Here is a 22,441-nt window from a genome sequence, read left to right as displayed (position 1 = left end):
GGGGAATGGACCAGCGCGAGCGTCTAGGACTGGGAATTTCCACGGCGGGCCATGTGCTTCTGCTCGGCGCGCTGTCGCTTGGCCTGTTTCAGAAGAGCGCCGATTTAAAACCGCCGTCGACCATCGACGTGACCTTTGCGGATGCTGTCGCGCTCGAAAGCCTCACCCGCGAGCATGCGCCGGACGTGCCGCAAACCGCCACCGCGCCGGAAATCGGCGAGGTCGAGCCCGATGCTGCGCCGCCGCCGCCCGCCGCCGCGGCGCCCACGCCGCCAGCGCAGCCCGAACCGGTTGCACCGCCACCCCCGCCCCGCGCGCAGGCACCGACGCCCAAGCCGGCGCCACCCCCGCCGCCCGCGCCCAAGCCGCGCGAACAGCGGGCCAGCACGCGCGAGACGCCGGCCGCCAAGCCCGCGCCCTCCCGCCCAGGGCGTGAAGAGGCGCCGCGTCAGCGTGCGTCCCGGCTGGGCGACGATTTCCTCAAGGGCATCGACGCCGAGACGGCCTCCAGCCGCGCGACGCCCAACACCAGCGGCTCCAACGCCAAGCTCAGCCCGGTCGCGGCCCGTGCGCTCAATGCGGAGATCACCCGCCAGATCAAGCCGCACTGGCGCCCACCCTCGGGCGCCGATGCCGAAAAGCTGGTGACGCTGCTCAGTGTCCACCTGACACCGGACGGGCGCATCGATGGCCGGGTCGAGGTCGTCGGGCAGGAGGGCGTGACGGCCAGCAATCGCGCCCAGGCCGATCTCCATGCCGAGCGGGCCGTGCAGGCCGTGATGCGCGCCGCGCCGTTCAAGAACCTGCCCGCCGAATTTTATGAACAGTGGAAGTGGCTCCGGCCGCTCCGCATTTATGCGAGTCTGTGACCATGATGATGCTCAGCCTTCGACGCAAAACCCTGCGCGGTGCCAGCGCCCTGCTGGCCCTGCTCATCGCGATGCCGGCCACGGCGCAGCTCAGCGTGGACGTCACCAATCCGGTCGAGAGCGATCTGCGGATCGCCGTTCCGGCTATGCCGACCCAGCAGAATGTCGAAACGCCGGCTGGCTCCACCCAGTCCCTCGGCCAGCGCATTGCCGAGGTAATCGCCAACGATCTGCGCGGCTCGGGCCTGTTCACCCCGCTCGGCCCCAATGGCGTGCAGCCGCCCTCCATGGCGGAAGTCACCAGCCCCGTCTTCGCGCGCTGGTCCGCGATGAATGCCGAGGCGCTGGTGCAGGGCTTCGTCCGCTCGGCGGGCGGCGATTCGCAGATCACGGTGGGCTGCTATCTCTATGACGTGTCGCTCGGCACCGAGCTCGCCCGACAGGGTTATGTCGTCGCGCCCCGCGACTGGCGCCGCGCCGCCCACCGCTGCGCCGACCTTGTCTATTCGCGCCTGACCGGCGAGAGCCCGTTCTTCGACAGCCGCATTGCCTACATCGCCGAGACCGGCCCCAAGGACAATCGCGTCAAGCGCCTCGCCATCATGGACAGCGACGGCGCCAACCACCGCTTCATCACGAACGGCCAAAGCCTCGCGCTCACGCCGCGCTGGTCGCCGGATTATCGCTCCATCGCCTATGTGAGCTATGTCGGCCGCAATGTCCGCATCTACATCTATGATGTCGATCAGGGCCGCCAGCGCGTGCTGCTGGAAGGCAGCGGCGCCATCTTCGCCCCGCGCTGGTCACCGGACGGCCGCACTTTGCTCTATTCGATGGCGAGCGGCGCCAATACGGATATCTACAAGATCCCCGTCGCCGGCGGTCGCCCGACACGGCTGACCAACACGCCGGGCATCAATGTCGGCGGCTCCTTCTCGCCGGACGGGACGAAGGTCGTCTTCGAGAGCGATCGCTCGGGCGGGCAGCAGATCTATGTGATGAATGCGGATGGCTCGGGCCAGCGCCGCATCAGCTTCGGCGGTGGTCGCTACGCCACGCCGGAATGGAGCCCGCGCGGTGACCTCATCGCTTTCACCAAAATCGCCGGCAACTTCCGGGTCGGTGTGATGGATGTGAACGGCAGCAACGAGCGGCTGTTGACCAATGGCTGGCAGGATGAAGCGCCGACCTGGTCGCCCAATGGCCGTGTGCTGCAATTCTTCCGCACCGCAGCCGGTCGCTCGGGCAATTCCTCCATCTGGCAGGTCGATCTGACCGGCGTGAACGAGCGCAAGATCGTGACGCCGGTGGACGGCTCGGACCCCGCCTGGGGGCCGCTGCTTCAGTGACGGGGAACCAATAATTCATCTTTGTTTTCATATCTTCAGGTTGACTTGTCGCCAAAACGCCCCAACCATACGACGAACCGGTTTGTGTTCAGGACAGTAGGAGAAGCCCCATGCGTACCACACCCCTGTTGCTGCTGGTTTCCAGTGCCGCGCTCGCCCTTTCGGCCTGTGCCAAAAAGGCGCCGGAGACTCTTCCCCCCGCCCCGGCTGACACGGCTCCGCCCCCGGCCACCACGCCGACGCCCACGCCGAGCGGCCCGACCCCGGGCAGCCAGGCCGACTTCGTCGCCAGCGTCTCCTCGGACCGCATCTTCTTCAATACGGACGAGAGCGACATCGACGATGAAGATCGCAACGTGCTGCGCAGCCAGGCCGAATGGCTGATGCGCTACCCGCAGAAGCGCGTGACCGTCGAAGGCCATGCCGACGAACGCGGCACCCGCGAATACAACCTCGCGCTCGGTGAGCGTCGCGCCAATGCCGCCAAGAACTATCTGGCCTCGCTCGGCATCGATGCCGGTCGCATCAACACGATCAGCTACGGCAAGGAGCGCCCGGTCGCACTCGGCTCGGATGAAGCCAGCTGGGCCCAGAACCGTCGCGCAGTCACCGTTACGGTCGACTGACACGCGCCAGAACGCCAAACAGAAAGGGCAGCCTTCCAAGCGGGAGGCTGCCCTTTTCTATGATCTGCCCTTCTGGCGGGCGGGCCGTCAGCCGCGCCGCGTACCCGTCATCGCCATGGTGCCGAAAGCGCCGGCATCGATGGTGCCGCTGATCTTGCCGTCGGTCACAATCGCCTCGCAGGTGAGCGTCATCGGCATGGGCATGGTCATCTCCATGGTCCAGGTCAGCCGGTTGCCGTCCACCTTGCCGTTCTTCACATCGAGCGAGCCGAGCGGCCCTGCGTTGGTGCCGTTGAACGTGTCTCCGTCCGTCACGACGGTGAACACGCTCGCCTGATCCCCCATCGGGGTCTTGGTGGTGCAATCATAAGCGCCGTCTACTTTGGCCATTTCATCTCTCCTTCCGGAATGAACGTTCTTCAGCGTGCGGGGGCTGCGTCGGGGGTGATCTCCGTCACGGGCAACCCCAGCGGCTTGAGCTGGTCCGCAATCTGGCTCTTGTCGCCAACCACCACCCAGCTCAGCTGTGCGGGATCGATCAGCTGCTTCGCCGCCGCGTCGAGCTGGGCCGGGGTGAGCGCCTGATAGCGCGCCCGCAGCGTCTCGACATAATCGAACGGCCGGCCGAACAGCGCATCCGCCTGCATCTGCCCGAGCACCGCGCCGGTGGTCTCGAACTTGCCCGGCAAGCCGGCGATCTCGCCATTAACCACGCGCGCGAATTCCTGCGGCGTCACGCCCTTTGGCCCAAGGAAGCTGACGATCTGATCCCGCATCGCCGCGATGGCCGGACCGGTCTTGTCCGCCTGTACCGGCGCGCTGACCAGATAGGGGCTGCGCTCCAACCGCCGGCTGAGCGCACCGCGCACGCCATAGGACCAGCCCTTGGCCTCCCGAATGTCCGCGTTCAGCCGCGAGAGGAAATCATCGCCCAGCACGGTGTTCGCCATGTTGAACGCGACCAGATCATCGCGCCCCGTCGCCTTGGTGACGACCCCGCCCAGAATGACGGACTGCGGCGACTGCGGCCGGTCGATCAGGTAGATGCCCGGCTTGGGCGTCGGCACCGCCACCGAGAAATCCTTGACCGGCGAGGCCATGCGGTTCTGCGGCCAATTGCCGAAACGCGCCTCCAGCAGGGGCTTGATCTCGGCCATGGTGATGTCGCCGGCGACGAAGATCTCCGCCTTGCTGGGGACGATCCAGCCGCCATGGTAACGCACGAGGTCGTCGCGCGTGATCGCCTTCACCGTGGTCTCCTCACCCCGCGCGCTGACCACGCCATAAGGATGCTGCGGGCCATAGAGCAGCGGCGAGATTGCCCGGTTGGCAAGGCCGCTGGGCTGCGTCTTTTCCGCCGCGATGCCGGCAAGCTGGATGGTCCGCAGCCGCTCGATCTCGCTGGGGGCGAAGGCGGGGTTGCGGATCACATCCTGCAGCAGGTCGAGCGAAGGCGCCAGATTGGGCTTGAGCGCGAACAGGGAGATGGACGTGCGGTCCATGCTCTGCCCGGTCGAGATGCTGGCGCCGAGCCGCTCCTGCTCCTCGGCGATCTGGATGGTCGAGCGGCTGGTGGTGCCGGCCTCCAGCAGGTCGAGCATCAGCGTGCCCAGCCCCATCCGGTCCCGCCGGTCACTGGCAAGCCCAGCGTCGAAATTGACCGCGATGCTGACCGTCGGCACGGTCGAGCGGGTCGCGACGTGCAGCTTGATGCCATTGCCGAGCGTCGCCGTCTCCACCGTGGGGAAATCGAGGTCCGGGTTCTGCGTTACGTCCGGGATCGCCAGCGTCGGCTTGGGCGCCGCGACATCCGCCGGCGCATTCTCGCCCGGCGCTGCGACGCTCGCATCCTCATAGGCTTCCCGCTCACCGGGCTCGACCGTCAGTGCAAACACGGGGCGGGTGAGCCAGCGCTGCATCGCCGCCGTCACGGCCGTGGGCGTCGCGGCGGCGATGGCTGCCAGGTCCTTCTTATACTGGGCAGGGTCACCCGAATATAACAGTCCCTCAGCCAGGGTCGACGCCTTGCCGCTGAAGCCGCCGACCACTTCGAGCGCGGCAATCTCGCCCGCGACCTGCCGCGTGGCCACGCGGGTCACTTCATCGGCGGTCGGGCCAGTCTTGATGAAATCGCCCATGATCTCATCGAGCCGGCGGGAGACCAGCGCCGGATCGGTGCCGGGCTTCACATCGGCTGTCGCCATGAAGAAACCGAGTTGCTCGAACTGCTGCACGCCCGCCGTCACGCTCACCGCGATCTGCTCGTCACGGACGAGGATGTTGTCCAGCCGCGAGCTGGCGAGGCCGCCGAGCACCGCGCCGCCCACGGAGAGCAACGGCGCATCCTTGTCATTGCGGCCCGGCGTCACCCACATGCGATAGATGCGCGTGGTCGCCACGCGGTCCTTCATCACCTTGTCAACGCGTGCAGGCAGCGTCGGGATCGGCGCCGCAACCGGCTTGACCGCCGGCCCCGCCGCGATGCCGCCGAAATATTTCTCGACCTTCGCCTTGGCCGTGGCGGCGTCGATATCGCCGGCGAGCACCAGGATCGCGTTGTTCGGCCCGTAATGATCGCGGAACCAGCCCTTCACATCCTCCAGCGAGGCGGAGTCCAAATCCGCCATCGAGCCGATGGTCGAGTGGCCATAGGGATGGCCCTTGGGCAGCAGCGTCTCAAGCTGCACATATTCCACCAGGCCATAGGGCTGATTGTCACCCTGCCGCTTCTCGTTCTGCACCACGGCGCGCTGGGCATCGAGCTTGCCTTGCGTCACCGCGCCGAGCAGGCGGCCCATGCGATCCGCCTCCATGAACAGCGCGCGATCGAGCGTGCCCGTCGGCACGGTCTCGACATAATTGGTGCGGTCGAACCAGGTCGATCCATTGGTGGGTGTGGAACCGGCCGAAACCAAAGGCTCATCGAAATTGGGCACATTCTCCGACCCGCCGAACATCAGATGTTCGAAGAGATGCGCAAAGCCGGTCTTGCCTTCCGGCTCATGCTTGGAGCCGATACGGTAGTAGACGGTGACGCCGACGACCGGCGCCTTGCGATCGGTATGCACGATCACGCGCAGGCCATTGGGCAGCGTGAACGTCTCGTAGGGAATGTCGACTCGCTTGATGAGATCGGCGAGCGGCGCGGGCTTGACGGCTGCGCTGGCCGTCGCGGTGGCTGCTGGACGGGGGGCGGGCTGCGCTTGCGACCAGGCCGGCACGGATGCCGTAAGGGCAAGGCTGCAAACGCCCAGATACATGAGGGCAGTCGAACGACGAACAGTCAGACGCATAGAGTCTCCGACGAATATCAACAGGTCGCCACCCGTAGCAGCGACGGCCTGAACCATGGCCGGACCATAGCGGCAGGCGGCGGCCAAGCCTAGCGCCGGATCGAACCGGCCCCGGATTGAGGACCCGCCAGCGAGCTTGAGCGTTGATCATATCGAAGCTGGCATGGCATATTGGCAGCGGTCGATCATGCTGCCCGGATCGCGCCGGAGAAAAACGCACCGCCCTCTTGTGTTGCGAAATAGCAACACCATCTGTGGCGGGCGAAGGGAGATAGTATGAATCTCGAAAAGTTCACAGACCGGGCCAAAGGCTTCCTGCAGAGCGCACAGACTGTTGCGATCCGCATGAACCACCAGCGCATCAGCCCGGAGCATCTACTCAAGGCGCTGCTCGAGGATGAGCAGGGCATGGCCAGCGGCCTCATCAAGGCGGCGGGGGGCGATGCCGCGACCGCGCTGCGCGAGACCGACGCGGCGCTCGCCAAGGTGCCTGCCGTCAGCGGATCGGGCGCGCAGCAGAGCCCGGGTCTCGACAATGACGCGGTGCGCGTGCTCGATTCTGCCGAGCAGGTCGCGCAGAAAGCCGGCGACAGCTATGTCACCGTCGAGCGGCTGCTGCTCGCTCTGGTGCTGGCGACGACGACGGCCGCCGGCAAGGCGCTGGCCACTGCCGGCGTGAAGACCGAGGCGCTCAATGGGGCAATCAACAGCCTGCGCGGCGGTCGGACAGCGGACACGGCCTCTGCCGAGGACCGCTACGACGCGCTCAAGAAATTCGCCCGCGATCTCACCGAGGCCGCCCGCGACGGCAAGCTCGATCCGGTGATCGGTCGCGACGAGGAAATCCGCCGCACCATCCAGATCCTCGCCCGGCGCACCAAGAACAACCCGGTGCTGATCGGCGAACCCGGCGTCGGCAAAACCGCCATCGCCGAAGGCCTCGCGCTGCGCATCGCCAATGGCGACGTGCCCGATACGCTCAAGGACCGCACGCTGATGGCGCTCGACATGGGGTCGCTCATCGCCGGCGCGAAGTATCGCGGCGAGTTCGAGGAGCGCCTCAAGGGCGTGCTCGATGAGGTGAAGGGCGCGGACGGCCAGATCATCCTCTTCGTCGACGAGATGCACACGCTGATCGGCGCGGGCAAATCCGAAGGCGCGATGGATGCTTCCAACCTCTTGAAGCCGGCTCTGGCGCGCGGCGAGTTGCACTGCATCGGCGCGACCACGCTCGATGAGTATCGCAAATATGTCGAGAAGGACCCCGCCCTCCAGCGGCGGTTCCAGCCCGTGTTCGTGGGCGAGCCGACGGTGGAGGACACCATCTCCATCCTGCGCGGCATCAAGGACAAGTACGAGACGCACCATGGCGTGCGCATCGCGGACGGCGCCATTGTCTCCGCCGCGACGCTCTCCAACCGCTACATCACCGACCGCTTCCTGCCGGACAAGGCCATCGACCTGATGGACGAGGCCGCGAGCCGCATCCGCATGGAAGTGGAGTCCAAGCCCGAGGAGATCGAGAATCTCGACCGGCGGATCATGCAGTTGCAGATCGAGCGCGAGGCGCTGAAGAAGGAGACCGATCAGGCGAGCAAAGACCGGCTGGCGGCGCTGGAAGGCGACCTCGCCAATCTGGAACAGCAATCGGCCGAACTCACCGGCCGCTGGCAGGCCGAGAAGGACAAGATCGCAGGCGAGGCCAAGCTCAAGGAACAGCTCGATGCCGCGCGCATCCAGCTGGAGCAGGCGCAGCGCACCGGCGAATATGCCAAGGCCGGCGAGCTGCAATATGGCACCATCCCCACGTTGGAGAAGCAGCTCGAAGAGGCGCAGTCCGCCTCCAAGGGCGCGATGCTGCGTGAGGAAGTGACCAGCGAGGACATCGCCAGCGTCGTTTCGCGCTGGACCGGCATTCCCGTCGACAAGATGCTGGAAGGCGAGCGCGAGAAGCTGCTGGCCATGGAGGAGGAGCTGGGTCGCCGGGTGATCGGCCAGGCCGATGCGGTGAAGGCCGTCTCCACCGCCGTGCGCCGCTCACGCGCCGGTCTGCAGGACCCCAACCGTCCGCTCGGCAGCTTCCTGTTCCTCGGCCCAACGGGCGTCGGCAAGACGGAACTGACCAAGGCGCTCGCCGAATTCCTGTTCGACGACAGCAATGCGATGGTGCGCATCGACATGAGCGAGTTCATGGAGAAGCACAGCGTCGCGCGGCTGATCGGTGCACCGCCCGGCTATGTCGGCTATGAGGAAGGCGGCGTGCTGACCGAAGCCGTCCGCCGCCGGCCCTATCAGGTCGTGCTATTCGACGAGGTGGAGAAGGCGCATGGCGACGTGTTCAACGTGCTCCTCCAGGTGCTCGATGATGGCCGCCTGACCGATGGCCAGGGCCGCACGGTGGACTTCACCAACACGATCATCGTGCTGACCAGCAACCTCGGCAGCCAGTTCCTCACCAGCCTTGGCGACGATGAGCCGGTGGAGAAGGTCGAGGATCAGGTGATGGACGTGGTGCGTGCGCACTTCCGCCCCGAGTTCCTCAATCGGCTGGACGAGATCATCCTGTTCCACCGCCTGGGCGCGGAGCATATGGGGCCGATCGTCGACATCCAGGTCGCCCGCGTCGGCAAGCTACTCAAGGACCGCAAGGTGACACTCGACCTCACCGACGGCGCCCGCGCCTGGCTCGGCCGGGTGGGCTACGATCCGGTCTACGGCGCCCGCCCCTTGAAGCGCGCGGTGCAGAAATATCTGCAAGACCCGCTCGCCGACCTCATCCTGCGCGGTGAAGTGCCCGACGGCGCAACCGTGCGCGTCGATGAGGGCGATGGGGCGCTGGTGTTGACGGTGGGGTAAGGCAAGGCCGAACTTGAAAGGCAAAAGAAAAGGCCGCGAGGATGGCTCCTCCCGGCCTTTTTCTCTGGGTTCCGGCGTCGCTTAGAAAAGCTTCGCCTTCACACCGACATAGAACGACCGGCCAACGGCGCTGATCGGGTACGCAACACCACCATCATCCGGCTTGCGATCGCCAAGATTGTTGATGCCACCATAAATGTCGAACCGATCGTCTACATTGTAGCTGGCGTAGATGTTGTGCTCCCACTTGCGGTTGTACCAGATGTACTCGGCAGGTGCGTAATCGGGATTGGCCTGCTCTTGCTTGAGCGTCACCCGGCGCGTCTTGGACCACCACTCAAGACCATAGTTCAGCGTGAACGGGCCCTTTTGCCAGGTAAGGTCGAAGTTGGCAGTGTACTTTGGAGCAGGATATTCCCAATTATGCAGTTCGTTCTCCAGGTCCGCGCCCGCGCTGGGCACGAACTGAAGCTTGTTCAGAACATTGCCAGTAACCCGGAAGTTGAAAGTGCCAACGTCACCTTCAGGAACGAACCGATAGTCGACAACGAAGTCCAGACCGGACGTCTCATACGACGCGACGTTCTCAGGGATAACCGTGAAGGTGCTGATATAGCCTTGCCCGGCGCCGGACGCCTTGCGGGCGATGACGTCGCAATAGATGTTGTCCAGATCCGGCTGATCGTAGCACAGGTCAACTACGTCCTGAGCGGTAGCATAGTTGATCGCCTGCTTCAGACGGATGCTATACCAGTCGGCGGTGATCGTCAGGCCCGGCACGAAGGTCGGGCGGAATACCACGCCTGCAGTCCAGGTCTTTGCCGTTTCTTCTTGAAGGGTCGGATTGCCACCCTGGAAGCCCAGAATGCTGCTGTTCTGAGGAGAGGTTGCATCGTCTGCGGGATTGAACGTGGAGGGATTGACCCCTACCGCTGCAAGAGCGGTGGCGCAGTTTGCTGCGCGGTACTGGGTGCCCTCGGCGACCCGGTCGATTCCGCACGGGTCCGTGATGAACTCGTACGTACCACTTCCGCCAGCAAACAACTCGGTGATGTTAGGCGCGCGGACAGCCTGCGAGTAAGTACCACGGAAGGTGACGTCGCGAACCGGCGAATAAGAGCCGTTAACGTTCCAGGTGGTCGTGCCCCCAATGGTTGAATAATCCGAATAACGAATGGCCCCGCCGAGCGACAACTCATAGGCGCCAGGCACCCGCGATAGCAACGGAAGGTTGACCTCGCCAAACACTTCCTTGACGTCAAAGCTGCCCCGGTCGATCCGTGCAAATCCGGAATCGATCAAATAACCGTTAAGCTGATAATCGGAAGGGATGAATACGCTCGATTCCTTGCGGTACTCGGCGCCTACTGCGAACCCAACCGGGCCGCCCGGCAGCTCGAAGAAGCCCCCTGTATCGCCCGAGAGCGCTGCAGTGACTACGTGCTGACGGAGACGTGACCATGTGGAATGGTCGACAGTCACGAAGTCCAGAGCTTGCTGCGACGGCGTTCCATAGCCCAGCAGATTAATCGGAACGCACTGTCCGGGTTGGAACGTCAGCGGAACACCCGCATAAACCGTGTTATTATAGCTGTCGGACTGTATCTCGGTCTGGCCCGGCAGGTTGATACGGCAGGTGACCCCGCCGTTTCCGTCCGAGACCGCATCAAGCGCGGCGTAATAGCGATCGGAAATGCGGTCATTGCGGTTTGTCGCCGTCTGGGTCGACTGACCGAACACATAGGATATGTCATAGCGCAGGTTGGACCCGAGATCGCCACGGGCACCAATCACTGTCCGGAACAACTCTCGCTCCAGTTCGTAACGACGAATACCGAAGTCGAAATTGTCGCGGCTGATGCGGATGCTGCATTCTTCAAAACCGGGCGTTTCGTCATCATCGCAATCGCCGGCCGCATTAGCAGCTTGGATCGCGGACACCCACGCCGCTGGCAGGTACGGATTGTCTTCGTAAAGCTTTGTGTAGAAGTCGTACGACGGCTGCGAAAGCGTGTACGCCTTCGAGCGTACATATTTGCCTTCCAGATAGACCTCGAAGGCCGGGCTCACCTCAAAACGTGCCATCGCATTGGCGATGTGACGACGGTTATAAGGCGTAAAGTCGCCATAATAGCTCTCGCGCGGCGTGCTCGATCCGCCGACGGTGAAGCTGGTGCCCGGTACATAGCTACCCAGATCATACACACCGCCTTCACCCGTGAAGTCCGGAGTAAAGTCACCGTTCACGTCGACCGCACCGCCGATCGAGCTGTCCGCCCAGCGCAGATCGGTCAGCAGAATACGATCAGGCACGTTGGGATCGTCGGCGGAGGTGCCCGGTGTCCCATCGGCAGGGTTACGAACCAACGCCCAGCTCGGGCCGGTCTTACCATAGTTGAGGCGCTGGCGCTGGCTGAAGCGGTCCGTCTCGTTGAACTCGTAGGACAGCGTGATGTTGCCGCGGCTATCAGCAAAGTTCTTGCCGAATGTGGCAGCAACAAACCGGTCACCCGCATCGCCGCGCTGAGAAATACCCGACTGCGCGCGAAGCCGAAGACCGTCGAAGTCCTTCTTCATGATGAAGTTGACCACACCGGAAACGCCGTCGGCACCATAAATTGCCGAGGCGCCGCCGGTCAGCACGTCGACCGACTCAACGAGATCGGTGGGAATGGTGTTGATATCGACAGCAGCCGTGCCCGGATACCCCGCGACATGGCGGCGGCCGTCCACGAGGACCAGGGTACGATTAGGGCCAAGATTGCGCAGATCGAGGTTGTTGACGCCCACCAAGCCTGCGTTGGGCAGGTTGGAACCCGCGACGTCGATGTTCGACCGCGAACCCAGCAATGCCGGGGAGGTGACAAGAAAGTCCGTCAGATTAACGTTACCGCGCTGTTCGATTTGAGCCGCCGTTACGGCCTGCACCGGATTCGGAAACGAGAACTCAGGCCGCGCAATGCGCGAACCGGTGACGATGATGACTTCCCCGTCTTCAGCGCCGTCCGCGTTCTGCGGCTCCTGCGCATGTGCGGCGGAGCTCAGCATGGCGAGGCCGAGGACGGCAGGTGCAGCTGCCAGCTTCAGCAATGTTTGCGATGTTGTTTTCTTCACGATCCAGTCCCTTGCTCTGGAATTTGCGAACTGCGGCCGGGAATATCCGGTCGCACGAAACGCGGGGATCGTGCGTCGCCCTCTCGGTCTCCCGACGACAACACGCGTGGCCCCTGCGCTATATGGCCGTGAAACTGTGCGGATTGGTTAAAGGTGTAAAGCGCAGGTGCAGCATGAAGGGGCTATTTTCCCGTACATGTCACATTCATGCAACAAAATCGTCGGCCCCGGTGTCTCCGCGCCCTGCGGTCCGCTGTAACAATATTAGCCACGATCTACACAGCACGACACAAATCGTCCCGGACCGCAGTTTTCCTAGAAACTATTTGTTAATCTTCTCACGCCGCAGGGTCCAATGACTATGGAATTCGTGACGAAATCGGAGCGACTCACGGGGTAGCTTTCCGTAGCGTCCGATGCTCAAAGGGGGCATTTTCAGACCGCCCCACCCGACCCTTTTGCCTTCCCACATCGTGTTGCAATGCAGCAAAAGAGGCCGACTGCCGGACGCTACGTCATCCAGCCTGATTGTCGATCAGCGGGCCGCTTGGCCTTGTACCAGCGGTAACGGATCAATCCGCGCATCGTTCCACTTCATGCTCCAGTGCAGATGCGGACCGGTCACGCGGCCCGTCGCGCCGATCTCGCCGAGCGGCTGGCCCTGGCGCACCACATCGCCTTCCTTCACCAGCAGCCGATCGCTGTGCAGGAAGGCGCTGTTGAGGCCCATGCCATGATCGATGATGAGCAGCTTGCCTTCCAGCGTGAACGGCTCTTCGCTGGCGAGCACGACGACGCCGTCCGCCGGCGCGACATAGACCGTGCCCTGCCCCCCGGCGAGATCGAGCCCGCTATGATAGCTGCCCGGCGTGCCCCGATAGATGCGCTGCGAGCCGAACACGCCGGAAATGCGCGCTTTCACCGGCCAGATGAATGTCTGCCGCCAGCCATTGCTCAGCTGCGGATCACCCCGGGCGGCAACGATGCGCGCCAGTTCGCCCGCCCGCCGTTGCTGGAACTCCTCGCTGGTGGCGCTGCCGGTGATCGAGGCATTGACGTTCTGGATCTTCCAGTCGCCGCGCGCGATGGTCAGCACGCGCCGTTGCTTGCGCCCATCACGCCCAGTCGCTTCCAGCGTCATGGTCGCGGGGGCATCGCGGTCCAGCCCGATGATGAAGTTTCCCTCGGCGTCCACGGCCACCGGCACGCCATCGAGCGTAAGACCCAGCGTGCCGACGGGGACGAGACCGCGCAGCAGTGCCCCTTGCCGGGGGGTACCGCGAACCTGCAACGTGGCCGGCCCTTGCGGCAGCGCGAGATCGGGCACGTCCTCGATGGGCAGCGCGCTGGCTTCCGGCGGCGGCGGCGGGACCGTCGAGCAGCCGGCCGATGCGGCGAGCAGACCTCCCGCCAGAACAGAACGAGAGCGGAAGCGGAAACCTGTCATGCCCGCACTCATGGCCGCGCGGCTGGCGCGATGCAAGGGCGCGCCGTCAGTCGAACAGGTCGGTCTGCCGCGCTGGCGTAGCGGAAGGGGCCGCCCTGCGCGCCGGCCGGGGCGCGGACGGAGGCGGCGCGGAGGACGGGAAGGCCGGCGCCGGAGAGTCGCCACCCGCCGCATCGGGCTGCGTCATTGCGGTCACCTCATCATGCTCGAACTTGAGCGTTACCCGCCCCGCCGCGCGCGCTTCCTCGGCAGAGCGCACCAGCCGGCCTTGCGCCATCACGCGCGCAAAGCCACGCTTGAGCGGCGCATCGGGATTGAGCGACTGGGCCAGCCGCCACAGCCCATCCAGCTGCCTCCGCGCGTCGCCCAGTCGGCGCTCGAGCACCAGCGGTGAGAGCCGGACGTTGGCGAGCTTCTGCCGTTCCCGCGCGAGGTGGCTCTGCAGCAATGCGGGTCGCAATGCGCCGGATGCGTCCGCCAACTCGTGCCGCGCCCGGCTCACCCGGTGGGAAAGGCCGCGCCGCAGCCGGTCGCCAAGATCGTCCGCGCGCTGGCGAGCCTGCGCCAGCAGCACGTCCGGGCGCGGGAGCAGCCGCCGCTGTGCTTCCAATCGCTCGCGGCTGCGGTCCAAGCCGCGCGCCACGCAGCGCTGCATCCGTGCGCGTAGCTCGGCGACCTGCACGGCGAGGTCGGCGCGGACCGGCACGGCCATTTCCGCAGCAGCAGTGGGCGTCGGCGCGCGGAGATCGGCAGCGAAATCGCACAAGGTCGTATCCGTCTCATGGCCCACGGCGGAAATGACGGGAATCGGTGACTCCGCCACCGCCCGCACCACGACTTCCTCGTTGAACGACCACAAATCCTCAATCGAGCCGCCACCGCGCGCCACGATCAGCACGTCGGGGCGCGGGATCGGGCCATCGGCCGGCAACGCGCCGAAGCCGCGCACCGCCGCTGCCACCTGGGCCGCCGCGCCCTCCCCCTGCACCAGCACGGGCCAGAGCAGCACGCGGCTCGGAAAGCGATCGGCAAGCCGGTGGAGAATGTCGCGAATCACTGCGCCGGTGGGCGAGGTCACCACGCCGATCACATCGGGCAGCATCGGGATCGGCCGGCGCTTGGCGGGATCGAACAGCCCCTCGGCGGACAAGCGCGCCTTGAGCTGCTCGAAGAGCTGCATCAGTGCGCCCTCGCCGGCCAGCTCCATGCTCTCGATGACGATCTGATATTTGGAGCGCCCGGGGTAGGTCGTGACCTTGCCGGTGACGATCACATCCAGCCCATCCTCGGGCCGGAAGGCGAGACGGCCCGCCGTGCCTTTCCACATCACCCCGTCGATCACCGCCGCATCGTCCTTGAGGCAGCAATAGACATGGCCGGAGGCGGCCCGCTTGAAGCCCGAAATTTCGCCGCGCAGGCGCACGAAGCCAAAGCGATCCTCCACCGTGCGCTTGAGCTGGGCGGAGAGTTCGGAAATGCTGAGCGCGGTCAGATTGTCCCCCGCGCGCTCCTGCGCTAACAGGCGGCCGGACGCATCCTCACTGACGGAAAAATCGCTCATGAATATCCTTTTGCTCGGCGGTGGCGGGCGCGAACATGCCCTCGCCTGGAAGCTGGCGCAATCGCCGCTCTGCACCGGCCTGTTCGCCGCACCGGGCAATCCCGGCATAGCCGAGGCGGCGCGCCTGGTCGATATCGACCTTGCCGATCATGCCGCCGTGATCGATTTTTGCCGCGCTAACAGCGTCGGCCTTGTGGTCGTCGGCCCGGAAGCGCCGCTGGTGGACGGCATTGCCGACAGCCTGCGCGCCGTGGACATCCCGGTGTTCGGACCAAGCGCCGCTGCCGCCCAGCTTGAAGGGTCCAAGGGCTTCACCAAGGATCTCTGCCGCGATGCGGCCATTCCTACGGCGGGTTATGTCCGCTGCACCAGCGCCGAGATGGCGCTGGCGGCGCTGAGCGACTTCAGCCTGCCGGTGGTGGTGAAGGCCGATGGGCTCGCCGCCGGCAAGGGCGTCATCATCGCGCAAACGCGCGAAGAGGCCGAAGAGGCGATCCGCGACATGTTTGGCGGCAGCTTCGGCGCATCGGGCGCGGAAGTGGTGCTGGAAGAATTTATGGAAGGCGAGGAAGCCAGCTTCTTCGCCCTCACCGATGGCACCAACGTCGTCGCCTTCGGCTCGGCGCAGGATCACAAGCGGGCGGGTGAAGGCGACACCGGCCCCAATACCGGCGGCATGGGCGCCTATAGTCCGGCCTCGGTGCTCACGCCTGCCCTGCAGGATGCCGTGATGGATCAGATCATCCGCCCGACGGTGACGACGCTGGCCGCGCGCGGCACGCCTTATTCCGGTGTGCTATTCGCCGGGCTGATGCTCACCGCGGACGGCCCCAAGCTCATCGAATATAATTGCCGCTTTGGCGACCCTGAATGCCAGGTGCTTATGATGCGGCTGACCAGCGATCTCGTCGCGCTGCTGCTCTCCGTCGCGCAAGGGACGCTCGACGAGGCCAGCGGCCCAAGCTTTGCGCCCGACCCGGCGCTGACCGTGGTGCTGGCCGCGAAGGGCTATCCCGGCACGCCCGAGAAAGGCGCGCCCATCGCGCTTCCGATGGCGCCCGATGGTGCCAAGATCTTCCACGCCGGCACGACGCTCAAGGACGGGCAGCTCGTGGCCAGCGGCGGCCGCGTGCTGAACGTCACCGCGCGGGGGGCAACGGTCACGCAGGCGCGCGACGCCGCTTATGCGCTGGTCGATCAGGTCGATTTCCCCGGCGGCTTCTGCCGGCGCGACCTCGGCTGGCGGGAAATCGCGCGGGAGAAAGACGCGGCGGCAGGCTAGGCGCCGCCGTTCAGACGCGCGCGATCCTGTTTACGAAAAGGGTCAATACATCACGAACGCGCGCCGCCTGCTCCGGCCCACCCGGAGCGGATTGAAGAACGGCAAGGCCATGAACCAGCGCCCAGCAGGCGAGCGCAACAGCCTCGGCGTCCTCGGGCGCCAGAGCCACGACCCGATCGTACAGGACGCCGAAGGCACGCTGCCTCGCCGGACTTTCTTCACCGGCGCGTGTGCCTTCGCGGAACATCAAATCGAACAAACGTCGGTGCGTTATTGCAAATGCAAAGTAGGCCAAGCCCTGCGCAACCAGCGCAGGAGCGCCGGCCTTTGCGGCATCCGCAGCCTTGAGCTGTGCCTCAAGCATAGCAAATCCGCGCTCGGACACGGCCTCCATCAGTGCCGCCTTATTCGGGAAATGCCGATAAGGCGCCATGGCGGATACGCCAAGGCGCGCCGCGAGATCGCGCAGACTGGGTTCCGGCTCGCCTGCAACTAACGTCGCCACTGTTTCGTTGACGAGGCAATTCCTCAAGGACGCGTCTTTCAAGATTGTTTACACCGTAAGCTTGATGAAGTATGTTTACACTGTAAGCATACCTTCGCGCCTTGCAACACGATTTGCCATGGAGCCTCTCAATGATCGTCCACCATCTCAACAACTCCCGCTCGCAGCGCATCCTGTGGATGCTGGAGGAGTTGGGGGTGCCCTATGAATTGCGCCGTTATGAGCGCGATCCCGAAACGATGTTTGCGCCCGCTGCGCTCAAGGCGGTGCATCCGCTCGGCAAGTCGCCGGTGCTGGAAGACGAGGGCCGCACGCTGATCGAGAGCGGCGCGATCGTCGAATATCTGGTCGAGAAATCCGGCCAGTTCGGGCCGCCCGATGACGCTGACGGAAAGCTGCAATACCGCATGTTCCTGCATTATGCGGAAGGCTCGATGATGCCGCCGCTGCTGCTCAAGCTCGTGCTCTCCCGCATTCCGCTGGTCGGCAAGGTCGCCGTCAAGCGCATCCAGCCGATGATCGACGTCCATCTCGATTATGTCGAAGCCGAGCTGAGCCGGCGTCCGTGGTTTGCCGGCAACCAGATCAGTGGGGCCGATGTGATGATGAGCTTTCCGCTTGAGGCCGCGCGCAGCCGGGGTGGGCTGGACGAGAGCCGTCCCGCGACAATCGCCTGGCTGGACCGGGTGCAGTCACGGCCCGCCTATCAGCGCGCGCTGGAGACGGGCGGGCCTTATGCCTATGCCTGACCAAACCGGCGCAGGCGCACGGATCAATCTTCCGCGCTGACCAGCAGCTTGTCGATCTTGCGCCCGTCCATATCGACGATCTCGAACCGCCAGCCCTGCTCGCTGAAATGCTCGCCCTCTTCGGGCAGGTGGCGCAGCACGGCCAGCGCAAAGCCGGCAACGGTCGCGTAGTCGCGGTCTTCGGAGAGATCGAGGTCGATGCGCTCGGCCAGCGCGTCGATGGCCATCTGGCCGGAGACGAGCAGGCTGCCATCCTCCCGCTCCGTGACCATCGGCTGGGTGTACAGATCGCTGTCCGACGCGAACTCGCCAGCGATGGCGGACATGAGGTCTGCCGGGGTCACAATGCCTTCGAAATGGCCATATTCGTCATGCACCATCACCATGGGGGCGTCGGCCTCCCGCAGGCGGTTGAGGGCGTCCATGGCATCCACCTGATCGGGCACGATGGAAACGGGGCGCATCAGTACCCGCAGGTCCAGCGCTTCTCCCCGGAACAGCGCGGCCATCACGTCACGCGCCTGCACGACGCCGATAATGTCCTCCACGCTGCCCTGCGCCACCGGCAGGCGGGTGTGCGGGGTGGCGAGCAGCTTCTCGCGCAATTGCTCGGCGCTGGCATCGGCATCCAGCCAGTCGACATCGCGGCGCGGCGTCATCACTTCACGCACCGGCCGGTCGGCCAGCCGCACCACGCCGGAAATGATCGCGCGCTCGCTTTCCTCGATCACGCCGTGTCGGCTGGCTTCCGCCACGATGAGCTGCAGTTCCTCCGCCGTCACATGGTCCGAGCCTTCGCGCTTGAGGCGCATCAGCTTGAAGATGACCTCGCTGGACTGATCCAGCACCCAGACGATCGGCGCAGCAACCCGCGCGAGCATGATCATCAGGGGCGCGACGACGCAGGCCAGCGGCTCGGGATTGCGCAGCGCAAGCTGCTTGGGCACCAGCTCGCCGATGATCAGCGAGACATAGGTCGTCGCGACGATCGCAACGCCAAAACCGGTGTTCTGGGCCAGATTGGCGGACATGCCGAGATAGGCGAAGATCGCGCCCAGCGGGCCGCCGAGCTTATCGCCCGAATAGGCACCGGCGAGAATGCCGATGAGCGTGATGCCGATCTGGACGGTAGACAGGAAGCGACCCGGCTCAGCGCTGAGGCCCAGCGCCGCCCGTGCCCCATGCTTGCCATTGCGGGTCATGGCCTCCAGCCGTGGCCGGCGTGCCGAGACAATGGCCAGTTCCGACATGGCAAAGACGCCGTTGAGCGCAATCAGCGCGAGGACGATGGCGGCATCGAGCCAGGGAAAAGGCGGCATGGTCTCTTCTAAAGGGGGTTGTTGGCTGAAAGCTTAGCGGCTTTCGCTACGGAAAGCCACTATACAACATCGCTGGGCAACATCGCAGGCCGGCAAGAGTTCCCTCGTTCAGGAACTAATCAGGTTCCCGCGCCGTTAATGGCTGGGTTCCCGCGTAACAGCGCGGGAGGCCAGACTTGAGGAGATAATCATGAGCCTTCGCAGCCATTCCCCCCTTGCCCTTGCCGGTACCGCTTTGGCGGCGCTGGCCCTCTCCGGCTGTGTGACCGATCCCGAAACCGGCAATCGGACCATTTCGAAGGCCGCTATCGGCGGCGTCGGTGGCGCGCTCGGCGGCTATCTGCTCGGCGACATTTTGGGCGGCCGCAACGACCGCACGGAGAAGATCGTCGGCGCGGGCATTGGTGCCGTGGCCGGCGCGGGCGTCGGCGCTTATATGGACGCGCAGGAGAGGAAGCTGCGCCAGCAGACCGCCGGCACCGGCGTCGATGTCGTTCGTCAGGGCGATGAATTGCTGCTCCGCATGCCCTCCGGCATCACCTTCGCGACCGATCAGGCCACGGTGCAGCTGCAGGCGCAGTCCACGCTGGATCAGGTGGCCTCGACCCTTGCGGAATATCCCAAGACGATGATCGACGTGCTGGGTCACACCGATTCCGACGGCAGCGAGGCTTACAACCAGGCGCTGTCTGAGCGTCGCGCGCAGGCCGTTGCCAATTATCTCGGGCGTCGCGGCGTCGATCCGATCCGCATGGCGACGATGGGCTATGGCGAGACGCGCCCGGTCGCCAGTAACGAAACCGCTGACGGCAAGGCGCAGAACCGCCGCGTGGAAATCAAGATCGTGCCCGCCGTCGCGAGCTGAACTGCATGATGGGAAGGGTCGGGGAGCGTGTCTCTCCGGCCCTTCCCTCTCAAATCAGAGAATGCTCTGGCGCAATCCGTCGATCACGAACTGCACCGCAAGCGCCGCGAGAATCACACCCAGCAAACGGGTAATGACCGCCTCCACCTGACCACCGAACACCCGCATGATCGGGCCGACCGCCAGGAGCGCTGCCAGCATCAGCAGCAGATTGGCCGCGAGCGCGAAGAGCACGATCGCCGTCTCCTGCGGACCCGTCGCCCGCGCCATTAAGAGCATGATCGTCGCGATCGATCCCGGCCCGGCAATCATCGGCATCGCCATCGGGAAGATGGCGACATCCTCGATTTCCGGCGTTTCCTTGATCTTCTGCGCACGGTCTTCGCGCCGCCGCGTCCGCGTCTCGAACACCATGTCCATGGCGATGAAGAACAGCATGATGCCACCCGCGATGCGGAATGCCTCCAGCGTGATGCCGAGGGTGCGCAGGAACGCCTCCCCCGCCAGCGCGAAGGCGAGCAGGATACAGGCCGCCACGATCACCGCCCGCACCGCCATGCTGCGACGCTGGGCGCCGCTCGCGCCAATGGTGAGGCTGCTGAAGATCGGCGCCGTGCCCGGCGGGTCGATGACGACGAACAGCGTGATGAACGCCGCGAGGAACAGCTCCATCATCGCGGGCCCTCCGCCACCGTCTCCCGAATGGCCCGCTCCTCACCGGCACCGCGACGCAGGAAGACCTCCAGCGTCCGCGCATCGCCGCTCACCGTCCATGTCCAGCGCAGCGACCCGTCCTCGGACTGCGCCGACCCGCTGGCCGGCGGCGGGTCCGGCAGGCGCACAATGTCGCGGTCGCGATCGCGCCGCTCCGGCCGCTCACCCCGTCGCGCGCAATCGGCAACGGAGGCCTTGATCATGCCGTCCGCCTCGCCGCTCCATGGCGTGTCGCTGGTGGCCGTCATCACCCATTTATAATCACCCTTGCGCTGCTGCCGCCAAAGGGTGACGAACCGCGCCGCTTGTCCGTTTACGCGCTCCAGCGACCCGGTCGCGGCGGCATAGCTGCCATCGCAGGCGATGAAGATCTGCTGCGGGTTCCAGCGCAGCGGCCGGGCGGGGTCCGTCTGCTGCTTAAGCCAGGCTTGGGCATTGAGCGGGCCGGGCGCGAAGATCACGGCGTCCTTGTCGGCCAGCTTGCGCAGCGCCGTCCATTGCCCCTCCTCGCGCGCCTGCCGGGCCATGCCCAGTTCGGCGGCGACGATGGCGCTGGGATTGGCCGTGCCGACGCCGACGCTTGGCGTCATCTGGCGCTGACTGTGCGCAGGACCAGCCGCCACGCCCAGAGAGAGCGTGGCGAGCAAGGCAAAGGCAGCGCTGCGGATCAAAGGCCCTTGGGTGCGGGCAGACCCGCGCGAACGTGCGCGGCGACCAGCGTGTTGCGCAACAGCACCGCGATGGTCATCGGACCGACGCCACCCGGCACGGGCGTGATCGCCGCGACGTGGTTGATCGCCTCGGCGGTGGCGACGTCACCGACGATCTTGGTCTTGCCGTCCTCATCGCCCTTCACGCGATTGATTCCCACGTCGATGACCACGGCGCCCGGCTTGATCCAGCTGCCCTTGACCATTTCCGGCCGGCCGACCGCCGCAACCACGATGTCCGCGCGGTGGACCACGCCGGCCAGATCGTGCGTGCGGCTGTGCGCCACAGTCACGGTGCAGCTTTCCGCCAGCAGCAGCTGCATCATCGGCTTGCCGACGATGTTCGAGCGGCCGATGACAACCGCTTCCTTGCCGGAAAGGTCGCCCAGCTCGTCCTTGAGCAGCATCAGGCAGCCAAGCGGCGTGCAGGGCACCAGAGCGGTGGGATCGCCCACCGCCAGCTTGCCGGCATTGACGACATGGAAGCCATCGACATCCTTGGCGGGATCGATGGTGGCGATCACCGCCTTGTCATCGAGATGGGCAGGCAGCGGCAGCTGGACGAGAATGCCATCCACGCTGTCGTCCGCATTCAGCTCTTCGACCAGCTCGATCAGCTCTTCCTGGCTGATCGTGGCGGGGCGCTTGAACTCAAGGCTGTTCATGCCGATTTCGACCGTCGCCTTGCCCTTGGAGCGGACATAGACGCTGCTCGCCGGGTCTTCACCGACCAGCACCACCGCGAGGCCCGGCTTGCGCCCGGTCTTCTCCACGAAAGCGGGGACTGCCTCAGCCATCCGCCCGCGCAGCTTCGCCGCGAATGCCTTGCCGTCGATTTCCTTGCCCAAACTCATGTCGCGCTTCGCTCCTTCTCAGCGATCTCTCTCAAAGACTGTTCCGTGTGCGGATCAGCACCCGCAATGCGCAGGCGCTTTAGCCGGTTGGTATCCCCTGTCTCCAGCAAAATCGACGATCCGGGCACGCGCAGATGTCGGGCGAGCAGCGTCAGCAGGGCGGCATTGGCCTTGCCCTTGTCCGGCGGCGCGGTGACGCTGGCCTGCAACCAGCGCTGCCCGGCGGCATCCGTGAACGTTCCGCCAAGGCGAGCACGCGCAGCCTTGGGCGTCAGGCGAATCGCCAGCAGCAGGTCTGCGCCGTCACGACGAAGCGGCACGGCGCACG

At 65.3% G+C, this 22,441-nt stretch carries 18 protein-coding genes; 7 read left to right on the top strand and 11 right to left on the bottom strand.

Annotated elements, in window-relative coordinates:
* Positions 1 to 5 precede the first annotated feature (5 nt).
* The 3 genes from M2342_RS04125 to pal all read left to right on the top strand — a co-directional run bounded on the left by M2342_RS04125 (position 6) and on the right by pal (position 2,844).
* Entirely contained in the window at positions 6 to 869 is an 864-nt protein-coding gene (locus M2342_RS04125; RefSeq protein ID WP_264578144.1) for a TonB C-terminal domain-containing protein, read from the top strand.
* A 5-nt stretch (positions 870 to 874) separates the two neighbouring features.
* Complete coding sequence (tolB, locus tag M2342_RS04120; RefSeq protein WP_181561302.1) at positions 875 to 2,218, top strand: Tol-Pal system beta propeller repeat protein TolB; 1,344 nt, start codon at positions 875 to 877, stop codon at positions 2,216 to 2,218.
* Positions 2,219 to 2,328: 110 nt separating this feature from the next.
* Positions 2,329 to 2,844: a peptidoglycan-associated lipoprotein Pal gene (gene pal, locus M2342_RS04115; protein ID WP_181558683.1), complete on the top strand. Its 516-nt coding sequence runs from the start codon at positions 2,329 to 2,331 to the stop codon at positions 2,842 to 2,844.
* A gap of 87 nt (positions 2,845 to 2,931) precedes the next feature.
* Here pal and M2342_RS04110 read toward each other — a convergent pair whose 3' ends face one another.
* Complete coding sequence (locus tag M2342_RS04110) at positions 2,932 to 3,234, bottom strand: hypothetical protein (protein WP_181558682.1); 303 nt, start codon at positions 3,232 to 3,234, stop codon at positions 2,932 to 2,934.
* A gap of 29 nt (positions 3,235 to 3,263) precedes the next feature.
* On the bottom strand, positions 3,264 to 6,137 hold the full coding sequence (locus M2342_RS04105) for a M16 family metallopeptidase (RefSeq protein ID WP_264578143.1): 2,874 nt from the start codon (positions 6,135 to 6,137) through the stop codon (positions 3,264 to 3,266).
* A 276-nt stretch (positions 6,138 to 6,413) separates the two neighbouring features.
* Here M2342_RS04105 and clpB point away from each other — a divergent pair, with 276 nt between their 5' ends.
* Entirely contained in the window at positions 6,414 to 8,993 is a 2,580-nt protein-coding gene (clpB, locus tag M2342_RS04100) for an ATP-dependent chaperone ClpB (RefSeq protein ID WP_264578142.1), read from the top strand.
* 81 nt (positions 8,994 to 9,074) lie between these two features.
* Here the strand turns inward: clpB and M2342_RS04095 are convergent, their stop codons facing one another.
* From M2342_RS04095 to xseA, 3 genes are all read right to left on the bottom strand, one after another.
* Positions 9,075 to 12,107: a TonB-dependent receptor plug domain-containing protein gene (locus tag M2342_RS04095; RefSeq protein ID WP_264578141.1), complete on the bottom strand. Its 3,033-nt coding sequence runs from the start codon at positions 12,105 to 12,107 to the stop codon at positions 9,075 to 9,077.
* A 535-nt stretch (positions 12,108 to 12,642) separates the two neighbouring features.
* Positions 12,643 to 13,554 carry a M23 family metallopeptidase gene (locus tag M2342_RS04090; protein ID WP_264578140.1) on the bottom strand — a complete coding sequence of 304 codons (912 nt, stop codon included), beginning with the start codon at positions 13,552 to 13,554 and terminating at the stop codon, positions 12,643 to 12,645.
* Between the two features lie 46 nt (positions 13,555 to 13,600).
* The gene (xseA, locus tag M2342_RS04085) at positions 13,601 to 15,115 is read right to left on the bottom strand and encodes an exodeoxyribonuclease VII large subunit (RefSeq protein ID WP_264578139.1); all 1,515 of its coding nucleotides are present in this window, start codon (positions 15,113 to 15,115) and stop codon (positions 13,601 to 13,603) included.
* Between xseA and purD the strand changes: the two genes are divergently transcribed.
* A complete protein-coding gene (gene purD, locus M2342_RS04080) occupies positions 15,114 to 16,397 on the top strand; it encodes a phosphoribosylamine--glycine ligase (protein WP_264578138.1) in 1,284 nt (427 codons plus the stop codon). The genes xseA and purD overlap by 2 nt on opposite strands.
* A gap of 10 nt (positions 16,398 to 16,407) precedes the next feature.
* Here the strand turns inward: purD and M2342_RS04075 are convergent, their stop codons facing one another.
* On the bottom strand, positions 16,408 to 16,944 hold the full coding sequence (locus M2342_RS04075; protein WP_264578137.1) for a TetR/AcrR family transcriptional regulator: 537 nt from the start codon (positions 16,942 to 16,944) through the stop codon (positions 16,408 to 16,410).
* Positions 16,945 to 17,033: 89 nt separating this feature from the next.
* On the opposite strand from M2342_RS04075, the gene M2342_RS04070 reads away from it, so the two are divergent.
* The gene (locus tag M2342_RS04070; protein WP_264578136.1) at positions 17,034 to 17,651 is read left to right on the top strand and encodes a glutathione S-transferase family protein; all 618 of its coding nucleotides are present in this window, start codon (positions 17,034 to 17,036) and stop codon (positions 17,649 to 17,651) included.
* 23 nt (positions 17,652 to 17,674) lie between these two features.
* Here M2342_RS04070 and M2342_RS04065 read toward each other — a convergent pair whose 3' ends face one another.
* Entirely contained in the window at positions 17,675 to 18,970 is a 1,296-nt protein-coding gene (locus tag M2342_RS04065) for a hemolysin family protein (protein WP_181558676.1), read from the bottom strand.
* A gap of 190 nt (positions 18,971 to 19,160) precedes the next feature.
* Between M2342_RS04065 and M2342_RS04060 the strand changes: the two genes are divergently transcribed.
* The gene (locus tag M2342_RS04060) at positions 19,161 to 19,835 is read left to right on the top strand and encodes an OmpA family protein (RefSeq protein ID WP_264578135.1); all 675 of its coding nucleotides are present in this window, start codon (positions 19,161 to 19,163) and stop codon (positions 19,833 to 19,835) included.
* Between the two features lie 54 nt (positions 19,836 to 19,889).
* Here the strand turns inward: M2342_RS04060 and M2342_RS04055 are convergent, their stop codons facing one another.
* The 4 genes from M2342_RS04055 to M2342_RS04040 are packed head-to-tail and all read right to left on the bottom strand — an operon-like array spanning position 19,890 to position 22,433.
* Positions 19,890 to 20,510: a MarC family protein gene (locus M2342_RS04055; protein ID WP_181558674.1), complete on the bottom strand. Its 621-nt coding sequence runs from the start codon at positions 20,508 to 20,510 to the stop codon at positions 19,890 to 19,892.
* The gene (locus M2342_RS04050; protein ID WP_264578134.1) at positions 20,507 to 21,220 is read right to left on the bottom strand and encodes a hypothetical protein; all 714 of its coding nucleotides are present in this window, start codon (positions 21,218 to 21,220) and stop codon (positions 20,507 to 20,509) included. Before M2342_RS04050 ends, M2342_RS04055 begins: the two co-directional genes overlap by 4 nt.
* Entirely contained in the window at positions 21,217 to 22,113 is an 897-nt protein-coding gene (gene folD, locus M2342_RS04045; protein ID WP_264578133.1) for a bifunctional methylenetetrahydrofolate dehydrogenase/methenyltetrahydrofolate cyclohydrolase FolD, read from the bottom strand. The genes M2342_RS04050 and folD overlap by 4 nt, the downstream gene beginning before the upstream one ends.
* Positions 22,110 to 22,433, bottom strand: a complete 324-nt coding sequence (locus tag M2342_RS04040; protein WP_264571987.1) for a DUF167 domain-containing protein — start codon at positions 22,431 to 22,433, stop codon at positions 22,110 to 22,112. The genes folD and M2342_RS04040 overlap by 4 nt, the downstream gene beginning before the upstream one ends.
* Positions 22,434 to 22,441 lie beyond the last annotated feature (8 nt).

This window comes from Sphingobium sp. B8D3A (assembly GCF_025961995.1).
Lineage (GTDB): Bacteria > Pseudomonadota > Alphaproteobacteria > Sphingomonadales > Sphingomonadaceae > Sphingobium.
The sequence above is the reverse complement of the archived record's forward strand: the minus strand, read 5'-3'. Positions and strand labels throughout refer to the sequence as shown.

Bases quoted from the DNA above. Each gene is read 5' to 3' on its own strand.
- M2342_RS04125 (WP_264578144.1), top strand. From the start codon at position 6: ATGGACCAGCGCGAGCGTCTAGGACTGGGAATTTCCACGGCGGGCCAT.
- tolB (WP_181561302.1), top strand. From the start codon at position 875: ATGATGCTCAGCCTTCGACGCAAAACCCTGCGCGGTGCCAGCGCCCTG.
- pal (WP_181558683.1), top strand. From the start codon at position 2,329: ATGCGTACCACACCCCTGTTGCTGCTGGTTTCCAGTGCCGCGCTCGCC.
- M2342_RS04110 (WP_181558682.1), bottom strand. From the start codon at position 3,234: ATGGCCAAAGTAGACGGCGCTTATGATTGCACCACCAAGACCCCGATG.
- M2342_RS04105 (WP_264578143.1), bottom strand. From the start codon at position 6,137: ATGCGTCTGACTGTTCGTCGTTCGACTGCCCTCATGTATCTGGGCGTT.
- clpB (WP_264578142.1), top strand. From the start codon at position 6,414: ATGAATCTCGAAAAGTTCACAGACCGGGCCAAAGGCTTCCTGCAGAGC.
- M2342_RS04090 (WP_264578140.1), bottom strand. From the start codon at position 13,554: ATGACAGGTTTCCGCTTCCGCTCTCGTTCTGTTCTGGCGGGAGGTCTG.
- purD (WP_264578138.1), top strand. From the start codon at position 15,114: ATGAATATCCTTTTGCTCGGCGGTGGCGGGCGCGAACATGCCCTCGCC.
- xseA (WP_264578139.1), bottom strand. From the start codon at position 15,115: ATGAGCGATTTTTCCGTCAGTGAGGATGCGTCCGGCCGCCTGTTAGCG.
- M2342_RS04070 (WP_264578136.1), top strand. From the start codon at position 17,034: ATGATCGTCCACCATCTCAACAACTCCCGCTCGCAGCGCATCCTGTGG.
- M2342_RS04065 (WP_181558676.1), bottom strand. From the start codon at position 18,970: ATGCCGCCTTTTCCCTGGCTCGATGCCGCCATCGTCCTCGCGCTGATT.
- M2342_RS04060 (WP_264578135.1), top strand. From the start codon at position 19,161: ATGAGCCTTCGCAGCCATTCCCCCCTTGCCCTTGCCGGTACCGCTTTG.
- M2342_RS04055 (WP_181558674.1), bottom strand. From the start codon at position 20,510: ATGATGGAGCTGTTCCTCGCGGCGTTCATCACGCTGTTCGTCGTCATC.
- folD (WP_264578133.1), bottom strand. From the start codon at position 22,113: ATGAGTTTGGGCAAGGAAATCGACGGCAAGGCATTCGCGGCGAAGCTG.